Source organism: Pseudomonas sp. GW822-FHT02E03, from assembly GCF_058802325.1.
In genome coordinates this window covers 67,748-86,773 of sequence record NZ_JBXAOA010000026.1, presented here as the reverse complement: position 1 = coordinate 86,773, position 19,026 = coordinate 67,748, and the positions used below count along the sequence as shown (strand labels likewise).

Here is a 19,026-nt window from a genome sequence, read left to right as displayed (position 1 = left end):
TCACAAATGCTGGTCAGAAAAGTCCGGCAAAACGGTTCAATGAAGTGGAAAGGCGGAATGGTATTTGTCAGCGAATCGCTGGTGGGTGAGGCACTAGGGCTGAAGGAGGTGGAAGATGAGGTCTGGGAAGTGTATTTGTGCAATTACCTTTTAGGTCGTTTGAAAAGCGGTGAAAACCGCCTTTCAAACCCACAAAAACGTAAAGGATGTCCCCGGTCTCGATTGTAAAGGATGTATCCGTTTCTACATCGCGAAGGCGGCGTTCCAGTCACTTTGATGCTGAATGTGCCACCGCTTTCGCGAGCAAGCCCGCTCCCACAAGGAGGGTGGGTTTTTTTTGGGGAATTGTGGAAAACAATATTCACGACCTCTCAAAGCGCGACATAAAGCCGCTGCAAATTGCTGTTTTATCACGGTTTTGACTTGTCCCCGTTTGCTGTGGAGCTGGCTGTGAATAACGTGGGAGTAGCTGCCTGCAAGCCTTTTAATACGTGGCTTGCAGCGATGTGGTTGTTTTTTGATCAGGAGTTTTTGCTGGACCTTGAGCCGGCTTTGTCAACCTTTTTGTTAGGGGCAATCCAGGTATGAATCGAGGTGGACAAGCCTGTGGATAAGTCTGTGGTTAAACTCTGGAAAGAGTCGGCTGAGGGCCGTAGTTACTGGCTTGGAGCCATCGTCGGTTTGACCGCCCGGTCGTGCAAATTGCCCGGGGGTACACAGCAGGCACCTGAGGGTCAAGCAAAAAACTTTCTAATCTGCCCGCAAAGCCTTATAGGCAGCGGCTTGCAGCTTTTGCACTTGCCCCCGGAAACTGTGGACCGGCCTGTGGATAAGGTGCGCGTACATGGCTGCAAGCCACAGCCCATATGGCGTTGCCGGTGTTGATTGTTTTTTGTACGGTTTTTGCGATGGTTGCCGCTGTGGACAAGGCCGGGCATGCTGGCAACTGATTTTCTATTCCAAGGGCTGTCGATCAGCCGAAGCAAGGAGAACACGATGTCCAACACCCTGTTTATTACCGGCGCGACTTCCGGTTTTGGTGAAGCCTGCGCCCGTCGTTTTGCTGAAGCCGGCTGGAAACTGGTGCTGACAGGTCGTCGTGAAGAGCGCCTCAATGCCCTGTGCGCCGAGTTGTCGAAGCAGACCGAGGTCCATGGTCTGGTGCTCGACGTACGGGATCGCAAGGCCATGGAGGAGGCGATTGCCAACCTGCCGCCGTCCTTCGCCAAGCTGCGCGGGCTGATCAACAACGCCGGCCTGGCCTTGGGCGTGGACCCGGCTCCCAAGTGCGATCTTGATGATTGGGACACCATGGTCGACACCAACATCAAAGGCCTGATGTACAGCACTCGCCTGTTGTTGCCGCGTTTGATCGCTCACGGTCGTGGCGCCAGCATCGTCAACCTCGGTTCCATCGCCGGCAACTATCCGTACCCGGGCAGCCATGTGTATGGCGCGAGCAAGGCGTTCGTCAAACAGTTCTCCCTGAACCTGCGTTGCGACCTGCAAGGGACTGGCGTGCGGGTCAGCAACATCGAACCGGGCCTGTGCGAGAGCGAGTTCTCGCTGGTGCGTTTCGCCGGTGACCAGGAGCGTTACAACGCCACTTACGCTGGCGCCGAGCCGATCCAGCCGCAAGACATCGCCGAGACCATTTTCTGGGTGCTCAACGCACCGGCCCACATCAACATCAACAGCCTTGAGCTGATGCCGGTGAGCCAGACCTGGAGCGGGTTTGCGATTGAGCGCAATACGAAGGCTTAAGACCGCGTAACGGCCATCGCGGGCAAGCCACGCTCCCACAGGGTTTGTGTTGAATCGCTATTTCGCGAACGACACAAACCCTGTGGGAGCGGGCTTGCCCGCGATAGCTATCTATCCTTCAGCGAAGATACTCGGCCAACCCGCGATAGCAAGTCGCCAAGTGATAAGGCGTGGTTGAAGGCATGTCCTTGCGGCTCACTTCGCCCTGCTCATCGCGACACTCATACCAGCCGCCCGCATGTAAAAAGCGCTGTTGCAGCGCCTGCAATTGGCGCTGCACAGAGGCTTCGCTGCCCGGGCGCAAGGTCAGGGCACGCAGGTATTCGGCCTGGGCCCAGATGCGTTGGGTTGCATCACGAGGATGGTCGTCCAGTTCCAGCATCGCGCGCACAGCGCCTGTGTGCTGATCCACACCCAGTTGCTCAGTCAGCGTAAAGGCGTGGTCCAGCGAGGCATGCAGTTTGGAGCCGCGCAGCAAGGGTGAGGACTCCAGCAGGAAATACCATTCGAACTGATGGCCTGGCTCGAACCAGTTATCCACAGCCCCAAGCGGCTTTTCCATCAACACCGCATGTTGCGGATCGATGAAGCGCTTCTGCATGGCTGTGCATAACTCGACAAGCGCACTCTGCACAGCTACGTCCTCGCGCACCGAAAGGATGGCGAGGAAGGCTTCGGCCAAATGCATCAATGGATTCTGCAGCGGCCCGGAGTTGAGCGACGACCAATCACGGTCCAGGCTGGCCTCATACAGGCCGTCGCCCATGGCAAAACGCCGGGCCACGACTTCCAGCGCGGCGTTGAGTACCGACTCCACCAGCGGTTCGCGAACCTTGTCCCAATAATGGGCGCAGGCGAACAGGATGAAGGCGTGGGTGTAGAGGTCTTTGCGCTGATCCAGCGGCTCACCTTGCGGGTCGATGCTGTAGAACCAGCCGCCATGCTCGGCATCGTGGAAATGCTGTTGCAAGGAGCGGAACAGCGCCGCCGCCCGTTCTTCGGCCTGAGGCACTTGGCCGATCAGGCTGGAAAACAGGTACAGCTGCCGCGCGCAAGCCATGGCCCGATAGCGCTGCGGTGGCAGCGGCTGATGCTCGGCGTCCAGCGCTTCATAAGGCAATGCCATGTCGGCATTCCAGCCGGGGCCTTGCCAGAGCGGCACGATCACGTCCTGGAAGTGCTGTTGCACCGAGGCGAACAGGGCGGTCAATTCAGGCTGGGAAGCGGAGCGGGAAACATGCGGCATTGGCTGGCGTCGTCACGGCAGGGGCGATTGCGCGACATGGTAGCAGAGAGGCAGGCACGAGAGACGCGGTGTCTGATCGGACGCTATCGCGGGCAAGCCCGCTCCCACAGGGATCATCGGTATTCACACGATCTGTGCTGGCGGCGAATATCCTGTGGGAGCGGGCTTGCCCGCGAAGAGGCTGGTTCAGGCGCTAGAGAATCAACCCGCCAGCAACCACACCCCAGTCGCCGCCGAAGCCGCACCCACCAGCCGAACCAGTGGTGCGGCAGCCTGAGGCAAGACGCGAACCACCGCATAACCCGCTGCATGCAAAGCCGCCGTCGCCACCACAAACCCAGCCGCATACGCCCAAGGGCTCGACATGTCCGGCAATTCCAGGCCATGCGCCACACCATGGAACAGCGCGAACAACGCAGTCGCACCCACCGCCACGCTCAGCGGCGGACGCACCGCCAAAGCCACTGCCAGGCCCAACGCCAATACCGATGCCGCAATCCCGCCCTCCAGCGCCGGCAGGTTCAACCCTTCAAAGCCCAGCAGCCCGCCGATCAGCATAGTGCCCACGAACGTGCAGGGCAGCGCCCAGCGCGCGGCACCTTTCTGCTGCGCAGCCCACAACCCCACGGCAACCATTGCCAGCAAGTGATCGAGGCCGCCGATCGGGTGGCTGATGCCGGCCATCAAGCCATTATCGCCGTGGCCCGGATGTGCAAAGGCGATGGCCGGGGTCAGCAGCAGGGCCATGGCGCCCAGAATGCGTTTCAGTGTCATGGATAAGCTTCCTTGTTGATAAGTGTGATCAGGCCGCAGTCAGCAAGCCCTGGCGTTCGATGAAGGCGATGATTGCTTCCAGACCCTGGCCGGTTTTCTGGTTGCTGAAGACGAATGGCTTGCCGTTGCGCATGCGTTGGGTGTCGCTGTCCATCATCTCTAGCGAGGCGCCTACCAGCGGCGCGAGGTCGATCTTGTTGATCACCAGCAAATCGGATTTGCAGATCCCCGGCCCGCCCTTGCGCGGCAGCTTGTCGCCGGCCGAGACGTCGATCACGTAAATGGTCAGGTCGGACAGTTCCGGGCTGAAGGTTGCCGAGAGGTTGTCGCCACCGGACTCCACCAGGATCAGGTCCAGCCCCGGGAAGCGCCGGTTCAACTGATCCACGGCTTCGAGGTTGATCGAGGCGTCTTCGCGGATCGCGGTGTGCGGGCAGCCGCCGGTTTCCACGCCGATGATCCGCTCGGGCGCCAGGGCTTCGTTGCGCACCAGGAAGTCGGCGTCTTCGCGGGTGTAGATGTCGTTGGTCACGACGGCCAGGTTGTAGCGGTCGCGCAGGGCCAGGCACAGGGCCAGGGTCAGGGCGGTTTTGCCGGAACCGACCGGGCCGCCGATGCCGACGCGCAGAGGTTGTGTGTTCATGTGGTTCTCCAAAATAAAAGGCCCAAAATAACAGGCCCTAGGAACGGAACAGACGGCTGTACTGGCGCTCATGGGCCATGCACGCCAGGGACAGGCCGAAAGCGGCGCTGCCAGAGTGTTCGGGGTTGATTCGGGTGGCGTCTTGCTGCGCCTGTTGCAGCAGCGGCAGCAGTTCACTGGTCAGGCGCTGCGCGGCTTGCTGGCCCAGAGGCAGGGTTTTCATCAGCACCGCCAATTGGTTCTCCAGCCAGCTCCAGAGCCAGGCGGCCAGCGCATCTTGCGGGCTGATCTGCCAGGCGCGGGCCGCCAGCGCCCAGCCAAGGGCCAGGTGTGGTTCAGGGCATTGGTCGAGAAAGGCCCGGGCCGGCGCATCCAGTTCCGGTAAACCGTTGAGCAGTTGCTTCAATGAATATCCCATCTGCCGGCTTTCCTGATGCAGCTCACGGGTTTCCCGGCTGGCGCGATGTTCTTCGCAGCGTTGCAGCAGTTCGGCCCAGTTTTCTTCGGCCGCAGCAGTGCAATGGGCGAGCAGTAGCGGCGCTTCGAAACGCGCCAGGTTCAGCAGCAACTGATCGCTGATCCAGCGCCGCGCGCTGTCGGGATCGTCCACTCGGCCGTTATCCACAGCCATCTCCAAACCCTGGGAATAGCTGTAGCCGCCAATCGGCAGCTGCGGGCTGGCCAGACGCAGCAGCGCCCAGGCCGGGTTCATAAGCGCACGCCGAACTGGTGCAGTTTCGGCGGGTAGTTGAAATCCTCGTCACCGTGCCGCGAATGGTGATGGCCGCCGCCGTAGGCACCGTGTTCCGGCTGGAACGGCGCTTCGATGTTCTCGGCGTTGGCGCCCAGTTGCTCGAGCATGGCCTTGAGTACGTAATCGTCGAGCAGGCGCAACCAGCCATCGCCGACCTGCAGGGCCACATGGCGATTGCCCAGGTGATAGGCGGCGCGGGTCAGTTCGAAAGCGTTGGCGCAGGTGACGTGCAGCAGTTGTTCGGGGCGAGCACAGACGCGCACTACGCGCCCGTCTTCGGCTTGTAGGCATTCGCCGTCATACAGCGGCGGCTGGCCGCGCTCCAAAAACAACCCGACGTCTTCACCCTCGGCACTGAAACAGCGCAAGCGGCTTTTGCTCCGGGCTTCGAAGGTCAGGTGCAACTCGGCGGCCCAGACGGGTTGAGGGTCGATTCTGCGATGAATCACCAGCATCGGAAGGCTTCCAGCAATGGACAATGCTCAGGGACAGAGCAAGGGGCTTGCCAATCGGGGGAAGCGTAGGAAATGGCTGTCGGAGTGCAGGGGGATGATTCAGGAAGTGGCGGGCTTTGGCAGGGATTGGTGCGTGCGGGGAAGGTTGTGCGCAAAGTTGGTGCGTGCGCGGTGCTCCAGATCGTTCCCACGCTCTGCGTGGGAATGCAGCCCGGGACGCTCTGCGTCCCAAGAGCGGACGCAGAGCGTCCATTGAGGCATTCCCACGCAGAGCGTGGGAACGATCATCAGTGGGGGATTACTCGGTACTACCGAGCCCTTGCCAGTGTTTCAGGCCGATGAAGATGAAGCGCAACTGCTGAGTGATTTTTGCTTGAGGCGTCAGATGATCCGGCAACGCCTGCGCCGGCGGATCGATAATGTCCGGCAAGGTGGCGAACACGCTTTTGACGATCAGATCAGCCATGACACTCAGGCCTGCGATGTCCAGATGCTGCAGTTTGGGCATCAGCGACAAGTCCGCTGCCAGGTCCGAGCTGATGTCTTCGCGCAAGCGGCCAATGGCCTGGCGCACCGGCAGTGAGCCGCCGTACTGCTCGCGGGCAAGAAACAGGAACTGCGAGCGATTGGCGGTGACCACATCGAGAAAGATCCGCACCGAGGCATCGATGATGCCGCCCATGACGAACTCGTTATGGCGCACCAGGCGAATGGTTTCGCGGAAGGTCTGACCGACTTCGCTCACCAGCACCAGGCCCAGTTCATCCATGTCGGCGAAGTGCCGGTAGAAACCGGTGGGTACGATCCCGGCGGTTCTGGTCACTTCGCGCAGGCTCAGGCTGCCGAATCCTCGGCCGCTTTCCATCAAGTGGCGGGCAGCGTCCATCAGGGCGTTGCGGGTCTGTTGTTTCTGTTCGGCGCGGGGCAGCATCGCAAGGGTGTTTTCTGGACAGGACAGCGGCGCACTCTAGCAAATCGGCTTCGCTGGCGTCGAACGACTATCGGGAGATCACGCGGGGAAATGCAGCGTCTATAAAGTCAAAAGCCCAATCCGGGGATTGGGCTTTTTTTCGGGGCCGCCATGGGCTTAGCTCACAGCGCTGTTGCGTTCGATCACACGGTCACCACCGCCTTCAGCAAGGGTTTGACCTTGTGGAGTGCGATCGGAACCACCTTCAGCAAGGGTTTGACCTTGTGGAGTGCGGTCGGAACCACCTTCAGCAAGGGTTTGACCTTGTGGCGTGCGATCGGAGCCACCTTCAGCCAGGGTTTGGCCTTGTGGAGTACGGTTGGAACCGTCAGCGGCCAGCGTTTGACCTTGTGGAGTGCGATCCGAGCCATCTTGAGTGATCAGGCCTTTTTCTTTCAGGCGATCATTACCACCTTCGGCCAGGGTCTGACCTTGTGGAGTGCGGTCGGAACCATCAGCGGCAACGGTCTGGCTGAACACCGAGTGGCTGTCTTTGACTTGTGGTGTGGCCTGATCAGCAGCCGGCAAAGCAAAAGCGGTGCTGGCTAACATTGAGAGGGTCAGGCTAAGCAGTAATTCGCGTTTCATGATGGGTTGCTCCTTGGGAGGGCGATAAAGTGGGTACGAGGGCAATGCTACTCTCGAGAAATCGATATAAAAGTTCATAAACGCAATGGTAATAATCAACAGAATTGATTGTTCGGCCGCAGCGCTCTAGAACGGTTGTTTCCGGCGAGCTTTTTTGCACTGAGGTGGGGGTTTTCGACCCACTCTCGCCTCGCAAAAGTGCGGGTGCGGTAACGCCGGATGAGGGGGCAGGATGTCCCCGGCCGATTATTTGAGTGTTAAGTGCCTATTCGGTTAAACCTGCGCGCCATTTCCCAGTCCTAGATTTCATGGCAGGCCGGTTCTGGCCTAACGTTTCATCAGTGCGTCGCTGTCGGGGCGCTGAGTCGTATTCAGGAGCCCTGTGCAATGACGCGCACTCGTAAAATTCTTGCCTGGACCTTCGCCAGCCTCGTTGTCCTGCTGGCCGTCCTGGTGCTGATCATCGCGTTCTTCGATTGGAACCGGATCAAACTGCCCCTGAGCGACAAAGTGTCCGAAGAACTGCATCGTCCGTTCGCCATCAATGGCAACCTTGCGGTGGTCTGGCAGCGCGAGTCTGATGAGGGCGGCTGGCGGGCCTGGGTGCCGTGGCCGCATGTGGTGGCTGAGGACCTGACCCTGGGCAATCCGGACTGGTCGAAGCAACCGCAGATGGCCACCCTCAAACGCGTTGAACTGCGCATTTCGCCGCTGGCTCTGCTGGCGCAGCGGGTGGTGATCCCGCGTATCGACCTGAGCGAACCCAATGCAAATCTGCAACGTCTGCCCGACGGCCGTGCCAACTGGACGTTCAAGTTCGACCCCAAAGACCCGAACGCCGAGCCTTCGAACTGGGTGCTGGACATCGGTGCCATCGGCTTCGACAAGGGCCACGTCACGCTCGACGACCAGAAGCTGAAGACTCAGCTTGATCTGCTTATCGATCCGTTGGGCAAGCCGATTCCATTCAGCGACATTGTCGGAGACAAAGCGGCAAAAAAAGCGGTTGAAAAGGGTGGTTCACCCCAGGATTACGCCTTCGCATTGAAGGTCAAAGGCCAATACCACGGTCAGAATCTCGCGGGCGAGGGCAAGACCGGCGGTTTGCTGGCTTTACAGGACGCCTCCAAGCCGTTTCCGCTTCAGGCGCAAGCGAAGATCGCCGACACCAGCGTCGAGCTGGCCGGTACGCTCACCGATCCATTGCACCTCGGCGCCCTGGATCTGCGCCTGAAACTGGCCGGTGCCAGCCTGGGCAATCTCTATCCGCTGATCGGCGTAACCCTGCCGGATACTCCGCCTTACGCCACCGACGGACACTTGATTGCCAAGCTGCAAGAGCCGGGCGGGGCGGTGTACCGCTATGAGGCGTTCAACGGCAAGATCGGCGAGAGCGACATCCATGGCAACCTGAGCTACGTGGCGAGCCAGCCGAGGCCCAAACTCAGCGGGGCGCTGGAGTCCAATCAATTGCTGTTTACCGACCTGGCCCCATTGATCGGTGCCGATTCCAACGCCAGGCAAGAGGCCCGCGGCGGTGCAGGCAAGCAGCCGGCGGACAAGCTGCTACCGGTCGAGGAGTTCAGGACTGAACGTTGGCGCGACATGGACGCTGATGTGGAATTCACCGGCAAACGCATCGTCCACAGCGCAAAACTGCCATTCAACGATCTCTATACCCATGTGGTACTGACTGATGGTGTGCTCAGCCTCGAGCCCCTGCGTTTCGGCGTGGCTGGCGGCAATCTGGATGCGCAGATTCGTCTGGACGGACGCACCGAGCCCTTGGAAGGCCGGGCCAAGCTGACGGCGCGCAAGTTCAAGCTCAAGCAGCTATTCCCCACCCTGGAGCGGATGAAAACCAGTTTCGGTGAGCTTAATGGCGATGCCGATCTTGTCGGTCGGGGCAACTCGGTAGCCAAACTGCTGGGCACTGCCGACGGCAATTTGAAGATGCTGATCAATGACGGCGCGATCAGTCGTGAGTTGATGGAGTTGGCGGGGCTCAACGTCGGCAACTATGTGGTCGGCAAGATCTTTGGCGACAAGGAAGTGAAGATCAACTGCGCGGCGGCCGATTTCGAGATCAAGGCCGGACTGGCGACCACGCGGCTGTTCGTCTTCGATACCGAGAATGCAATCGTCTATGTCGACGGCACGGCGAACATGGCGACCGAGCAACTGGACCTGACTATCAGCCCGGAATCGAAAGGCTGGCGCGTGATTTCATTGCGCTCGCCGCTGTACGTGCGGGGCAAATTCATCAAGCCGGATGCGGGGGTGAAACCTGTGCCGTTAATGCTGCGTGGGGCCGGGATGGTTGCGCTGGGTGTGATTGCCGCGCCGGCGGCGGGCTTGCTGGCGCTGATAGCGCCCAGCGGTGGTGAGCCGAATCAGTGTGCACCGTTGCTGGAGCAGATGAAGGCGGGCAAGGCGCCGGTGACGGTCAAGCCCACCAAGTAACTTTCAGCGTCTGTTATGACGCCTTCGCGGGCAAGCCACGCTCCCACAGGTTTTGCGTCGTGCCTATCGTCGGCATGCGACACAAAACCTGTGGGAGCGTGGCTTGCCCGCGAAGGCGGTTTGACAGTCGCTACAGGTCTTTCAGAATATCGGCCATGTCATCGGCATGCTCTACGTCCCAGGTCAGGATGTCTTCGATGCGCCTACATTGGAATGCGTTCTGCCGGCGCTGCCGCTGGCTGCGATCTTGGCAATAGACCAGACAATCTGGCTTCCTCCTGCAACCACGCAAAAAACGCACGCACCGGCGGGTGCCGTTCGCGGCCCGGTACGCACAGCGCGCTGTATCCAGCCCCGTCGACCTGAATGTCCCCTCGATAAGGCAGCAGCAAACCGCTGGCCACACTTTCCGACACCAGAATGTTGCTCGCCAGCACCAGGCCTTGCCCGGCGATGGCAGCTTGCAGGGCGTAATGCTCTTCGTCGTACTCACGCACCGCCGGTTGTTCGGCCAGCCAGGTTTCGCCGGACTGCGCACACCAGGCCTCCCAGCCATGGGCGTACAGCTTGGAGTTGTGCCAGTGCACGCTGATCAGGGTCGGTACCCGATTGGCCGCCAGAGCCACTTGTTCAGGCGAGCCATAGACCCCGAAGGATTCGTCGAACAGGCACAAACCATACAGGTTCGGGTAATCGTCGAGGCTGTAACGCAGCGCCAGATCGACGCTGGCGTCCTGATGCAAATCGATCACTTCGCAGTGAGTGTCCAGGCGCAGGCTGATGTTTGGATGGCGGGCGTAAAAACGTCCCAGTCGAGGCACCAGCCAGAGGGCGGCGAACGCAGCCGTGGTGGAAATTGTCAGGCTCGTGCCGCTGCGTTGCGGGCGCAAGGTATCGACGCTTTGCGCCACTTCCAGCAGGGCGCCGTGCAGGCTGCGGAACAGCCGTTCGCCGCACTCGGTGAGGCGCACCTGCCGTGGCAGTCGCTCGAACAACGGCACGCCGAGCCAGTTTTCCAGGGAGCGGATCTGGTGCGAGACCGCCGTCGGCGTCACGGAGAGTTCTTCGGCGGCGGCTTTGAAGCTCAGCAGGCGCGAGGCGGATTCGAAGGCACGCAGGGCGGTCAGCGGCAACGAGGCAAACATTTTAGAACTCCATGGGTGAAATTGATTCATCCAGACTGATTTTTGTTCATTTGAAGATAGACAGCCACGCGCTTCAAGCTGCAAGCACAAGCCGTTTCAGTTTAACCCTTCAAGGAGATTCAGATGAGCAGAATTCTTGCCATTCACGCCAGCCCCCGTGGCGATCGTTCACATTCGCGGCGTCTGGCCGAGGTGTTTCTTTCCGCTTGGCAGGTCCGCAACCCACAGTCGCAATTGACCCGCCGTGAAGTCGGTCGGGCGTTGATCCCGGCCGTCAACGAAGCGTTTGTGGCGGCCGCTTTTCATCCGGAACCTGAAGCGCGACCGCTGTCGATGCAGGCCGACCTGGCACTGAGCGATGAATTGGTGGGGGAGTTGCTCGGCCATGATCTGTTGGTGATTTCCACCCCGATGTACAACTTCAGCGTGCCCAGCGGTCTCAAGGCCTGGGTCGACCAGATTGTGCGACTCGGGCTGACGTTCAATCACACCCTGGACAACGGCATCGCGCAGTACGAACCGCTGGTGCGGGGCAAGAAGGCGTTGATCGTCACCAGTCGCGGTGGGTTCGGCTTCGGGCCGGGTGGTGAGCTTGAGGCGATGAACCATGCCGATCCGTTTTTGCGCACGGCACTGGGGTTCATTGGCATCACCGACGTCACGGTCGTTGCCGCCGAGGGCGAAGAGTCCGCCGAACGCACCTTCCAGGTGTCCGTGGCCGAGGCCGAGCAGCGTTTGCTGGCGCTGGCCAGGGCGTTCTAGATGGCCTGGTTGTTCTTGCTGATCGCCGCCGGGTTCGAAGTCACCTTCGCCATGGGCATGAAGTACACCGAAGGCTTCACCCGGCTTTGGCCTTCAGTGATTACCGTAGTGGCGGCGGTGGGCGGGATTTATTTTCTGACGCTGGCCATGCGCGAATTGCCGGTGAGCATCGCCTACCCGATCTGGACCGCCATCGGTTCACTGGGCACGGTGTTTCTCGGCTTTGCGCTGCTTGGCGAAAGCCTGACCGCGCTCAAGCTGGTGTCGGTCGGGCTGATAGTGGCGGGCGTGGTGGGGTTGAAGTGAGCGATGTCATAGACTGGTCGTTGAGTTGTCATCTTGGGTGGCGATGCTTGGCTGATGCCTTGCATCCGGCCTTGCTTCATCTCACCGATCACAAGGATGTTCATCCATGTCGCAAGGTTCCGCCACGCGTTACCCCTTGGTGCTGGTCCCGGGGATGCTCGGGTTTATCCGTTTGCTGCTCTATCCCTATTGGTACGGAATCATTTCGGCGCTGCGCCGGGATGGGGCGACCGTGATCGCGGTGCAGGTCTCGCCGCTCAATTCAACCGAGGTGCGCGGTGAGCAATTGCTGGCGCGGATCGACGAGATTCTGCGCGACACCGGGGCCGAGAAAGTCAACCTGATCGGTCACAGCCAGGGCTCGCTGACCGCCCGTTACGCTGCGGCTAAACGCCCGGACCGGGTGGCTTCAGTCACTTCAGTAGCCGGGCCGAATCACGGCTCGGAGCTGGCAGACTATCTGCATACTCATTATCCGGCAGACAGTGCCAAGGGCCGGCTCCTGAGCTTTTTACTGTGGCTGATCAGCGCGCTGATGTGCCTGTTGGAAACCGGCTATCGCGGGCCGAGACTGCCGGTGGATATCCCAGCGTCGCACCAATCGCTGACCACGGCAGGCGTGGCGCTGTTCAATCAGCGTTATCCACAGGGCCTGCCTGACACCTGGGGCGGGCACGGCCCGGAAGTGGTCAATGGCGTGCGGTATTACTCCTGGTCCGGGACTTTACAACCGGGCAAGACCGATCGCGGGTGCAACCTGTTCGATGGGACCAATCGCAGTTGCCGGTTGTTTGCCAGGACCTTCGTGCATGAGGCGGGGCATTGCGACGGGATGGTCGGGCGTTACAGCTCGCATTTGGGGACGGTGATCGGTGATGAATACCCGATGGATCACTTCGATATTGTCAACCAATCACTGGGGTTGGTGGGCAAGGGCGCTGAGCCGGTGCGCTTGTTTGTCGAGCATGCAGCGCGATTGAAGGCGGCGGGAGTTTAGACCGCGTTATCGTTCTTCGCGGGCAAGCCACGCTCCCACAGGTTTGGCGTCGTGCTCAATGCCGGCGTCCGACACAAAACCTGTGGGAGCGTGGCTTGCCCGCGAAGGCGTCATATCAGGCAACGCAGATATTACGGCCCAACACGGTGGTCCAGCGCTCTGAAAGAATCACCCCACCCAACGTCAACACCCCACCCACCAGGTGATACAGCGCCAACTGCTCATGCAGCACCACCGCCGCAATCAGCGCGGTGATCAACGGCAGCAGATTGAAAAACAGCGTGGTCCGGCTTGGTCCCAGGCGCACCACGGCCTGCATCCACGCCAGCGGCGCAAGCATCGAGGCCAGCAGGCAAGCGTAGAGCACCAGCGGAATGTTGTGCAGGGTCGGGCCGATTTTCGGTGAGGCGAGGAACAGCGGAAACAGCACCACCACCGCGACCAGCACCTGCAAATACAGCAACACCAGCGGCGGCAAACGCAACTGCCACTTTTTCAAAAGGGTGCTGTAAATCGCATACGCCAGCGTGGCGATCAGCATCATCGCATCGCCCAGGTTCACCCCGTGTTCCAGCAATGCGCCAAGGCTGCCGGACGACACCACCACTAAAACACCCGCAAACGACAGCACCGCGCCGGCCAGTGCTCCGGCGGTCAGGCGTTGGCCGAGGCTGACAATCGCCATGGCCAGCGACATCAACGGCATCAGCGACAGAATGATCCCCATGTTGGTGGCTGAGGTCAGCGTCGCGGCGAAGTAGGCCAGGCTTTGATAAACCGCCATACCGAGTACGCCGAGGATGAAAATCCTGCCCAGATTCGGGCGGATCAACGGCCAGTGGGTGATCACCGGTTTAAGCATGAAAGGCGTGAACAGCATTGCGGCCAGCAACCAGCGGTAGAAGCCGATTTCGGCGGGAAAGATCGCGCCGACTGCGAGTTTGTTGATCACGGTGTTGCCGGCCCAAATGAAAATGGCCAGCAGGGGATAAGCGTATTGCATCGGGAAAAACCAGAACGTTAATGAAGGGTGATTATCCGCTTGTCTGAATCAATGCCTATACTTCGATCCAGACAACCTGCCTCTGATTCCGGACAGCATGAACAGCAAACACATCGACCTGCTGGATTTCAGCGAGCTGCCGGCCCCGGTCTATTTCCGTTATGCCGATTTCAACACCCATGAATACGCCTCGGCCCACCATCACCCTTGGGGCACTCTCGAGTACTCGGCCAATGGGGTCTTGCACATGGAAATCGGCAGCCGCCGCTTCATGTCGCCGCCGCAATACGCGGTGTGGGTGCCGCCCGGGACCGAGCACAGTTTCTATAGCAATCAGCCGATCAACTATCGCGCGGTCTGCCTTGCGCCGGCGCTGTGCCGTGATCTGCCGCAGCAGGCTTGCACCCTGGCGATCAGCGACATCCTCAAGGCGATCCTGAAAGACTTCGCCGCCCGCGATGTGAAAATTCCCGAGCACGATGCTGACAAGCGTCTGGCTCAAGTGCTGGTGGACCAACTGCAACAGGCGCCGAAGCATGAGTGTTATTTGCCTTACGCCAGCAGTCCCGGGTTGCTTGGAATTCTTGAGGCCTTGCAGGCCGAGCCTGGGGATAACCGACCATTGGCGCACTGGGCCGCGCAAATTCACGTCAGCGAACGCACGTTGGCCCGGCAGTTTGTCCGCGAGTTGGGCATGAGTTTCGGGGAGTGGCGGCAACGGTTGCGGTTTCTGGCGGCGATCGAAGCGCTCGATAGCCAGCGCAGCATTCAGGAAATCGCCTTCGACATGGGGTACAGCACCGGCTCGGCATTCATCGCGATGTTTCAGCGTCAGGCCGGGTGCACACCTGAGCAATATCGACGCAGCCACCTCGATAGCAGGTGAACGTGTAACAGGCTTTGTCTACACTCCGAAACAAGGCCGCATCCATCGGTGCGGTAACAAGGAGAACACTCCATGAAGATGTTGCGTGCCCCGTTGTTGATGGTCGGTTTGCTGCTCTGCTCCCAGGGTTTCGCCGCCACTGCCCAGCAGAACAAAATGACCACCTGCAATGCCGACGCTACCGCAAAAAGCCTCAAGGGCGACGAGCGCAAAGCCTTCATGAGCACCTGCCTCAAAGCCGCGCCGGCCGCCGATGCCGCCAAGCCCATGACCCCTCAACAAGAAAAGATGAAAACCTGCAACGCCACCGCCACCACCCAGGCCCTCACGGGTGATGCACGCAAAACCTTCATGAGCGATTGCCTGAAGAAAAAATAAACAGCGCGGTCAGCTCGGGAGGCTTTGTGGCGGTTGTGCTGGCCCCTTCGCGAGCAAGCCCGCTCCCACATTTATTCTCAGGCGTGCACAGATGGTGTGTTCACAGGAGATCCAGTGTGGGAGCGGGCTTGCTCGCGAAGGGGCCGGTAAGGTCGACCGACACAATCCCTAGTGCTCGCCCCGGATCGCTGGCAGACTGCCAATCCTTTTACGTCGTTCGTTTTGAGGCTGTATGTCAGCGTTTTCTCAGCGTCAGGTCTTGTTGCTTATCAGCTGGGTCATCATTTTTGGTGGTTTGCTGCTGGTGCTCCCTCTGCGATTACTGCCCAGCCTGCTGGCCGGGTTGTTGGTGTTCGAACTGGTCAACATGCTCACGCCGCAATTGCAGCGGCTGATCGAAGGCCGCCGTGCGCGTTGGCTGGCGGTGGCGTTGCTGGGGACATTAGTAGTCAGCGTGCTGGCGCTGATCTTTGCCGGTGCGATCAGCTTTCTGCTGCACGAGGCGGAAAACCCTGGCGCTTCTCTCGACAAATTCATGGTCGTGGTCGACCGCGCGCGGGGGCAGTTGCCGCCGTTCATCGACGCTTATCTACCGGCCAGTGCCGCCGAGTTTCGCGTGGCCATCGGTCAGTGGATGAGCAAGCACCTCAGTGATTTGCAACTGGTGGGCAAGGACGCGGCGCACATGTTCGTGACGCTGCTGATCGGCATGGTGCTGGGGGCGATCATTGCCTTGCAGCGAGCGCCGGATGTGACCAAGCGAAAACCGTTGGCCGCGGCGCTGTTCGACCGTTTGCACTTGTTGGTCCAGGCGTTTCGCAACATCGTTTTCGCCCAGATCAAGATTTCCCTGCTCAACACCTTCTTCACCGGGATTTTTCTCGCGGTGGTCCTGCCGATGTTCGGGATCAAGCTGCCGCTGACCAAAACCCTGATCGTGCTGACCTTCCTGCTCGGCCTGCTGCCGGTGATCGGCAACCTGATCTCCAACACCTTGATCACCATCGTCGGCTTGTCGCTGTCGATCTGGGTGGCGGTGGCGGCGCTGGGTTACCTGATCGTTATCCACAAGCTCGAATACTTCCTCAACGCGCGCATCGTAGGCGGGCAGATCAGTGCCAAGTCGTGGGAGTTGCTGCTGGCAATGCTGGTGTTCGAAGCCGCGTTCGGCCTGCCGGGGGTGGTGGCGGGGCCGATTTATTACGCGTATCTGAAGAGTGAGTTGAAGCAGGTGGGGATGGTGTAACCCCGCCCGATCATTCCCACGCTCTGCGTGGGAATGATCCCGTGACGCTCCGCGTCACAGCCTCAACAGCGGACGCAGAGCGTCCATGGCGGCATTCCCACGCAGAGCGTGGGAACGATCATTATGCGAGGGTGCCGTAGCGTTTCATCGCCTCGATCGCCAACCCGCTGCCGATGCTGCCGAAGATGTTCCCTTCCACATGCCGCGCATTCGGCAACATCGCCGAGACGCTGTTGCGCAGCGCCGGGATTCCGCTCGAACCTCCGGTGAAGAACACGGTGTCCACCTGATCGACCCGCACATTGGCGTCTGCCAGCAATTGGGTCACGCTGTTGCGCACTCGCTCTAGCAGATTGTCGATGGCCGATTCGAACAGTACCCGGCTCAGTTCCACGCTCAAACCCGGCTCGATCCGATCCAGTGGCACATGGCGGCTGTCGGCGTGGGTCAATTGAATCTTGGTTTCTTCCACTTCCATGGCCAGCCAATGCCCGGCGCGCTGGTCGATCAGCTTGAACAGGCGATCGATGCCGCCGGTGTCTTCGATGTCGTAACGCATGCTGCCCAGGGCCAGGGTCGACTTCTGCGAGTACACCGAGTTGATGGTGTGCCAGGTCGCCAGGTTCATGTGGTGACTGGTCGGCATATAGGCGCCGCTCTTCATCCGGCTGCCGTAGCCAAACAGCGGCATCAGGCCTTGCAGGCTCAGCTGCTTGTCGAAATCGGTCCCGCCGATATGCACGCCACCGGTGGCGAGAATGTCGTCGTGACGGTTGTCGTGGTTGCGGCGCTCAGGCGACAGGCGCACCAGCGAGAAGTCCGAGGTACCACCGCCGATGTCGACGATCAGTACCAGCTCTTCTTTTTCGATGGTCGACTCATAGTCGAACGCCGCCGCAATCGGTTCGTACTGGAACGAGACATCCTTGAAACCGATGGCGCGGGCCACGTCTACCAGGGTGTTTTCTGCTTCCTGGTCGGCCATTTCATCGTCATCGACGAAAAACACTGGCCGGCCCAACACCACTTCCTCGAATTCCCGACCGGCAGCGGTTTCGGCACGCTTCTTCAACTGGCCGATGAACAGGCCGAGCAGGTCCTTGAACGGCATCGCCGTGCCGAGGACGCTGGTGTCGTGCTTGATCAGTTTGGAACCCAGCAGGCTTTTGAGCGAGCGCATCAGCCGGCCTTCGTAACCTTCCAGGTACTCGTGCAGCGCCAGCCGGCCGTACACCGGGCGGCGTTCTTCCATATTGAAGAAGACCACCGAGGGCAGGGTGATCTTGTCGTCCTCCAGCGCGATCAGCGTTTCCATGCCGGGGCGCAGCCAGCCGACGGTGGAGTTGGATGTGCCGAAGTCGATACCACAGGCACGGGCTGGAGATGCGTTTTTCATGTCTTTCAAGTTCCGGTTAAAAAACGGCCGCGCAGTGTATGTCAGTGCGGCGAAGATTCGTAGGCCGACTATCCGTTAAATCGCAGTGCTCAGCGCTTGAAAGATGCCCAATCACCCCCAAACTTCCCTGCATAGACTTGGTAACCCCTGGGGCGACTGCAAGAACCGCGCCCTGCTGCCGATAAACTTCTGATGCGCTGCCCGGTCACAACCTTGAGATCGGTCAATCCAAACGCTGCAAACAAGAGCATGCTGTGCCTGGCTGCGCGATTTCGATAATGGATGGTGATTCCCTCGATGGACTTCAAAGACTATTACAAGATTCTCGGTGTGGAGCCGACCGCGGACGATAAGGCGATCAAGGCCGCCTATCGAAAGCTGGCGCGCAAATACCACCCCGACGTCAGCAAGGAAAAGGACGCCGAGGCCAAATTCAAGGACGCTTCGGAAGCCTATGAAGCGCTGAAAAGCGCCGACAAGCGCGCCGAATACGACGACTTGCGCAAATACGGCCACCACGGTCAGCCCTTTCAGGGCCCACCGGGTTGGCAGAGCCGCGGTGGTTTCGGGGGTGGCGGTCAGGACACGGGCGATTTCTCGGACTTTTTCAGTTCGATCTTCGGCAACCGTGGTCCGGGTTTCGGTGGTGGTGGACGGTCGGGCCATAGCGCCGGGCGTCGAGGGCAAGACGTGGAAATGGAATTACCGGTTTTTCTTGAAGAAACCCTCTCGACCGAATCGAAGAAGGTCAGCTTCCAGGTGCCGCATTACAACGCTGCCGGCCAGCATGTCAGCAACACCAGTAAAAGCCTGAACGTGAAGATCCCCGCTGGCGTGACCGACGGTGAGCGCATCCGCCTCAAGGGCCAGGGTGCTCCGGGCATCGGTGGCGGAGCCAATGGCGACTTGTACCTGACCATCCGTTTTGCGCCGCACCCCAAATTCGACGTCGAAGGCGAGAACCTGATCATCACCTTGCCGCTGGCGCCGTGGGAGCTGGCGCTGGGGACCGAAGTCGCAGTGCCGACCCTGACCGGCAAGATCAACCTCAAGGTTCCGGCCGGCAGCCAGAATGGCCAGCGCATGCGCGCCAAGGGCCACGGCCTGCTGCACAAGCATGGTCACCGCGGCTACCTGTTCGTGCAGCTCAAGGCAGTGATGCCGAAAAAACTCGACCATGACGTCAAAGAATTGTGGGAGGAGCTGGCGAAAAAAGCCGCTTTCGATCCGCGAGAGAACTTTTGATTTTG

General features: G+C 60.1%; 19 protein-coding genes and 1 pseudogene. 10 read left to right on the top strand and 10 right to left on the bottom strand.

Translation table 11 applies throughout. The features are described 5' to 3' along the window. Both AC1RQB_RS19415 and AC1RQB_RS19410 read left to right on the top strand, forming a co-directional pair. A pseudogene (locus AC1RQB_RS19415) lies at positions 1 to 228 on the top strand (IS481 family transposase); the annotation flags it as partial. A gap of 768 nt (positions 229 to 996) precedes the next feature. Then, positions 997 to 1,764: an SDR family oxidoreductase gene (locus AC1RQB_RS19410; protein WP_008068917.1), complete on the top strand. Its 768-nt coding sequence runs from the start codon at positions 997 to 999 to the stop codon at positions 1,762 to 1,764. Between the two features lie 118 nt (positions 1,765 to 1,882). Here AC1RQB_RS19410 and AC1RQB_RS19405 read toward each other — a convergent pair whose 3' ends face one another. The 7 genes from AC1RQB_RS19405 to AC1RQB_RS19375 all read right to left on the bottom strand — a co-directional run bounded on the left by AC1RQB_RS19405 (position 1,883) and on the right by AC1RQB_RS19375 (position 7,194). Beyond that, complete coding sequence (locus AC1RQB_RS19405; protein ID WP_063341728.1) at positions 1,883 to 3,010, bottom strand: AGE family epimerase/isomerase; 1,128 nt, start codon at positions 3,008 to 3,010, stop codon at positions 1,883 to 1,885. A gap of 201 nt (positions 3,011 to 3,211) precedes the next feature. After that, positions 3,212 to 3,784: a HupE/UreJ family protein gene (locus AC1RQB_RS19400; protein WP_063341727.1), complete on the bottom strand. Its 573-nt coding sequence runs from the start codon at positions 3,782 to 3,784 to the stop codon at positions 3,212 to 3,214. 28 nt (positions 3,785 to 3,812) lie between these two features. Then, positions 3,813 to 4,427 (bottom strand): urease accessory protein UreG, encoded by a 615-nt coding sequence (gene ureG, locus AC1RQB_RS19395; protein ID WP_038360437.1) that lies wholly within the window; start codon positions 4,425 to 4,427, stop codon positions 3,813 to 3,815. 37 nt (positions 4,428 to 4,464) lie between these two features. Further along, positions 4,465 to 5,139, bottom strand: a complete 675-nt coding sequence (locus AC1RQB_RS19390) for an urease accessory protein UreF (protein ID WP_063341726.1) — start codon at positions 5,137 to 5,139, stop codon at positions 4,465 to 4,467. Beyond that, positions 5,136 to 5,636 carry an urease accessory protein UreE gene (ureE, locus tag AC1RQB_RS19385; RefSeq protein ID WP_007902732.1) on the bottom strand — a complete coding sequence of 167 codons (501 nt, stop codon included), beginning with the start codon at positions 5,634 to 5,636 and terminating at the stop codon, positions 5,136 to 5,138. Before ureE ends, AC1RQB_RS19390 begins: the two co-directional genes overlap by 4 nt. 298 nt (positions 5,637 to 5,934) lie before the next feature. Beyond that, positions 5,935 to 6,567, bottom strand: coding sequence for a TetR family transcriptional regulator (locus AC1RQB_RS19380; RefSeq protein WP_007902733.1), 633 nt, complete (start codon positions 6,565 to 6,567; stop codon positions 5,935 to 5,937). Between the two features lie 156 nt (positions 6,568 to 6,723). Then, complete coding sequence (locus tag AC1RQB_RS19375; RefSeq protein ID WP_008068925.1) at positions 6,724 to 7,194, bottom strand: hypothetical protein; 471 nt, start codon at positions 7,192 to 7,194, stop codon at positions 6,724 to 6,726. 387 nt (positions 7,195 to 7,581) lie between these two features. Here AC1RQB_RS19375 and AC1RQB_RS19370 point away from each other — a divergent pair, with 387 nt between their 5' ends. Next, positions 7,582 to 9,657 carry an AsmA family protein gene (locus tag AC1RQB_RS19370; protein WP_063341725.1) on the top strand — a complete coding sequence of 692 codons (2,076 nt, stop codon included), beginning with the start codon at positions 7,582 to 7,584 and terminating at the stop codon, positions 9,655 to 9,657. A 203-nt stretch (positions 9,658 to 9,860) separates the two neighbouring features. Here the strand turns inward: AC1RQB_RS19370 and AC1RQB_RS19365 are convergent, their stop codons facing one another. Continuing rightward, positions 9,861 to 10,802 carry a LysR substrate-binding domain-containing protein gene (locus tag AC1RQB_RS19365; protein ID WP_063341724.1) on the bottom strand — a complete coding sequence of 314 codons (942 nt, stop codon included), beginning with the start codon at positions 10,800 to 10,802 and terminating at the stop codon, positions 9,861 to 9,863. 123 nt (positions 10,803 to 10,925) lie between these two features. Between AC1RQB_RS19365 and AC1RQB_RS19360 the strand changes: the two genes are divergently transcribed. The 3 genes from AC1RQB_RS19360 to AC1RQB_RS19350 all read left to right on the top strand — a co-directional run bounded on the left by AC1RQB_RS19360 (position 10,926) and on the right by AC1RQB_RS19350 (position 12,867). Then, the gene (locus AC1RQB_RS19360) at positions 10,926 to 11,564 is read left to right on the top strand and encodes an FMN-dependent NADH-azoreductase (RefSeq protein WP_063341723.1); all 639 of its coding nucleotides are present in this window, start codon (positions 10,926 to 10,928) and stop codon (positions 11,562 to 11,564) included. Then, positions 11,565 to 11,870, top strand: coding sequence for a DMT family transporter (locus tag AC1RQB_RS19355; RefSeq protein ID WP_008068934.1), 306 nt, complete (start codon positions 11,565 to 11,567; stop codon positions 11,868 to 11,870). It abuts the gene before it with no gap. A gap of 106 nt (positions 11,871 to 11,976) precedes the next feature. Further along, positions 11,977 to 12,867: an esterase/lipase family protein gene (locus tag AC1RQB_RS19350; RefSeq protein WP_063341722.1), complete on the top strand. Its 891-nt coding sequence runs from the start codon at positions 11,977 to 11,979 to the stop codon at positions 12,865 to 12,867. 115 nt (positions 12,868 to 12,982) lie between these two features. Here the strand turns inward: AC1RQB_RS19350 and AC1RQB_RS19345 are convergent, their stop codons facing one another. Beyond that, complete coding sequence (locus AC1RQB_RS19345; protein WP_063341721.1) at positions 12,983 to 13,870, bottom strand: DMT family transporter; 888 nt, start codon at positions 13,868 to 13,870, stop codon at positions 12,983 to 12,985. Between the two features lie 97 nt (positions 13,871 to 13,967). Between AC1RQB_RS19345 and AC1RQB_RS19340 the strand changes: the two genes are divergently transcribed. From AC1RQB_RS19340 to AC1RQB_RS19330, 3 genes are all read left to right on the top strand, one after another. Beyond that, complete coding sequence (locus AC1RQB_RS19340; protein WP_063341720.1) at positions 13,968 to 14,756, top strand: AraC family transcriptional regulator; 789 nt, start codon at positions 13,968 to 13,970, stop codon at positions 14,754 to 14,756. A gap of 72 nt (positions 14,757 to 14,828) precedes the next feature. Further along, on the top strand, positions 14,829 to 15,134 hold the full coding sequence (locus tag AC1RQB_RS19335) for a PsiF family protein (protein WP_008068943.1): 306 nt from the start codon (positions 14,829 to 14,831) through the stop codon (positions 15,132 to 15,134). 232 nt (positions 15,135 to 15,366) lie between these two features. Beyond that, complete coding sequence (locus tag AC1RQB_RS19330) at positions 15,367 to 16,380, top strand: AI-2E family transporter (protein WP_063341719.1); 1,014 nt, start codon at positions 15,367 to 15,369, stop codon at positions 16,378 to 16,380. A 121-nt stretch (positions 16,381 to 16,501) separates the two neighbouring features. On the opposite strand, the gene AC1RQB_RS19325 is transcribed toward AC1RQB_RS19330, so the two are convergent. Next, positions 16,502 to 17,776: an Hsp70 family protein gene (locus AC1RQB_RS19325; protein ID WP_063341718.1), complete on the bottom strand. Its 1,275-nt coding sequence runs from the start codon at positions 17,774 to 17,776 to the stop codon at positions 16,502 to 16,504. A gap of 297 nt (positions 17,777 to 18,073) precedes the next feature. On the opposite strand from AC1RQB_RS19325, the gene AC1RQB_RS19320 reads away from it, so the two are divergent. Next, the gene (locus AC1RQB_RS19320; RefSeq protein WP_008068955.1) at positions 18,074 to 19,021 is read left to right on the top strand and encodes a DnaJ C-terminal domain-containing protein; all 948 of its coding nucleotides are present in this window, start codon (positions 18,074 to 18,076) and stop codon (positions 19,019 to 19,021) included. Positions 19,022 to 19,026 lie beyond the last annotated feature (5 nt).

What these genes read in the sequence shown, in the direction of transcription:
- AC1RQB_RS19370 (WP_063341725.1), top strand. Translation starts at nt 7,582, where the DNA reads ATGACGCGCACTCGTAAAATTCTTGCCTGGACCTTCGCCAGCCTCGTT.
- AC1RQB_RS19330 (WP_063341719.1), top strand. Translation starts at nt 15,367, where the DNA reads ATGTCAGCGTTTTCTCAGCGTCAGGTCTTGTTGCTTATCAGCTGGGTC.
- AC1RQB_RS19325 (WP_063341718.1), bottom strand. Translation starts at nt 17,776, where the DNA reads ATGAAAAACGCATCTCCAGCCCGTGCCTGTGGTATCGACTTCGGCACA.
- AC1RQB_RS19355 (WP_008068934.1), top strand. Translation starts at nt 11,565, where the DNA reads ATGGCCTGGTTGTTCTTGCTGATCGCCGCCGGGTTCGAAGTCACCTTC.
- AC1RQB_RS19400 (WP_063341727.1), bottom strand. Translation starts at nt 3,784, where the DNA reads ATGACACTGAAACGCATTCTGGGCGCCATGGCCCTGCTGCTGACCCCG.
- AC1RQB_RS19340 (WP_063341720.1), top strand. Translation starts at nt 13,968, where the DNA reads ATGAACAGCAAACACATCGACCTGCTGGATTTCAGCGAGCTGCCGGCC.
- ureE (WP_007902732.1), bottom strand. Translation starts at nt 5,636, where the DNA reads ATGCTGGTGATTCATCGCAGAATCGACCCTCAACCCGTCTGGGCCGCC.
- AC1RQB_RS19320 (WP_008068955.1), top strand. Translation starts at nt 18,074, where the DNA reads ATGGACTTCAAAGACTATTACAAGATTCTCGGTGTGGAGCCGACCGCG.
- AC1RQB_RS19405 (WP_063341728.1), bottom strand. Translation starts at nt 3,010, where the DNA reads ATGCCGCATGTTTCCCGCTCCGCTTCCCAGCCTGAATTGACCGCCCTG.
- AC1RQB_RS19380 (WP_007902733.1), bottom strand. Translation starts at nt 6,567, where the DNA reads ATGCTGCCCCGCGCCGAACAGAAACAACAGACCCGCAACGCCCTGATG.
- AC1RQB_RS19345 (WP_063341721.1), bottom strand. Translation starts at nt 13,870, where the DNA reads ATGCAATACGCTTATCCCCTGCTGGCCATTTTCATTTGGGCCGGCAAC.
- AC1RQB_RS19410 (WP_008068917.1), top strand. Translation starts at nt 997, where the DNA reads ATGTCCAACACCCTGTTTATTACCGGCGCGACTTCCGGTTTTGGTGAA.
- AC1RQB_RS19375 (WP_008068925.1), bottom strand. Translation starts at nt 7,194, where the DNA reads ATGAAACGCGAATTACTGCTTAGCCTGACCCTCTCAATGTTAGCCAGC.
- AC1RQB_RS19360 (WP_063341723.1), top strand. Translation starts at nt 10,926, where the DNA reads ATGAGCAGAATTCTTGCCATTCACGCCAGCCCCCGTGGCGATCGTTCA.
- AC1RQB_RS19365 (WP_063341724.1), bottom strand. Translation starts at nt 10,802, where the DNA reads ATGTTTGCCTCGTTGCCGCTGACCGCCCTGCGTGCCTTCGAATCCGCC.
- AC1RQB_RS19350 (WP_063341722.1), top strand. Translation starts at nt 11,977, where the DNA reads ATGTCGCAAGGTTCCGCCACGCGTTACCCCTTGGTGCTGGTCCCGGGG.
- AC1RQB_RS19390 (WP_063341726.1), bottom strand. Translation starts at nt 5,139, where the DNA reads ATGAACCCGGCCTGGGCGCTGCTGCGTCTGGCCAGCCCGCAGCTGCCG.
- ureG (WP_038360437.1), bottom strand. Translation starts at nt 4,427, where the DNA reads ATGAACACACAACCTCTGCGCGTCGGCATCGGCGGCCCGGTCGGTTCC.
- AC1RQB_RS19335 (WP_008068943.1), top strand. Translation starts at nt 14,829, where the DNA reads ATGAAGATGTTGCGTGCCCCGTTGTTGATGGTCGGTTTGCTGCTCTGC.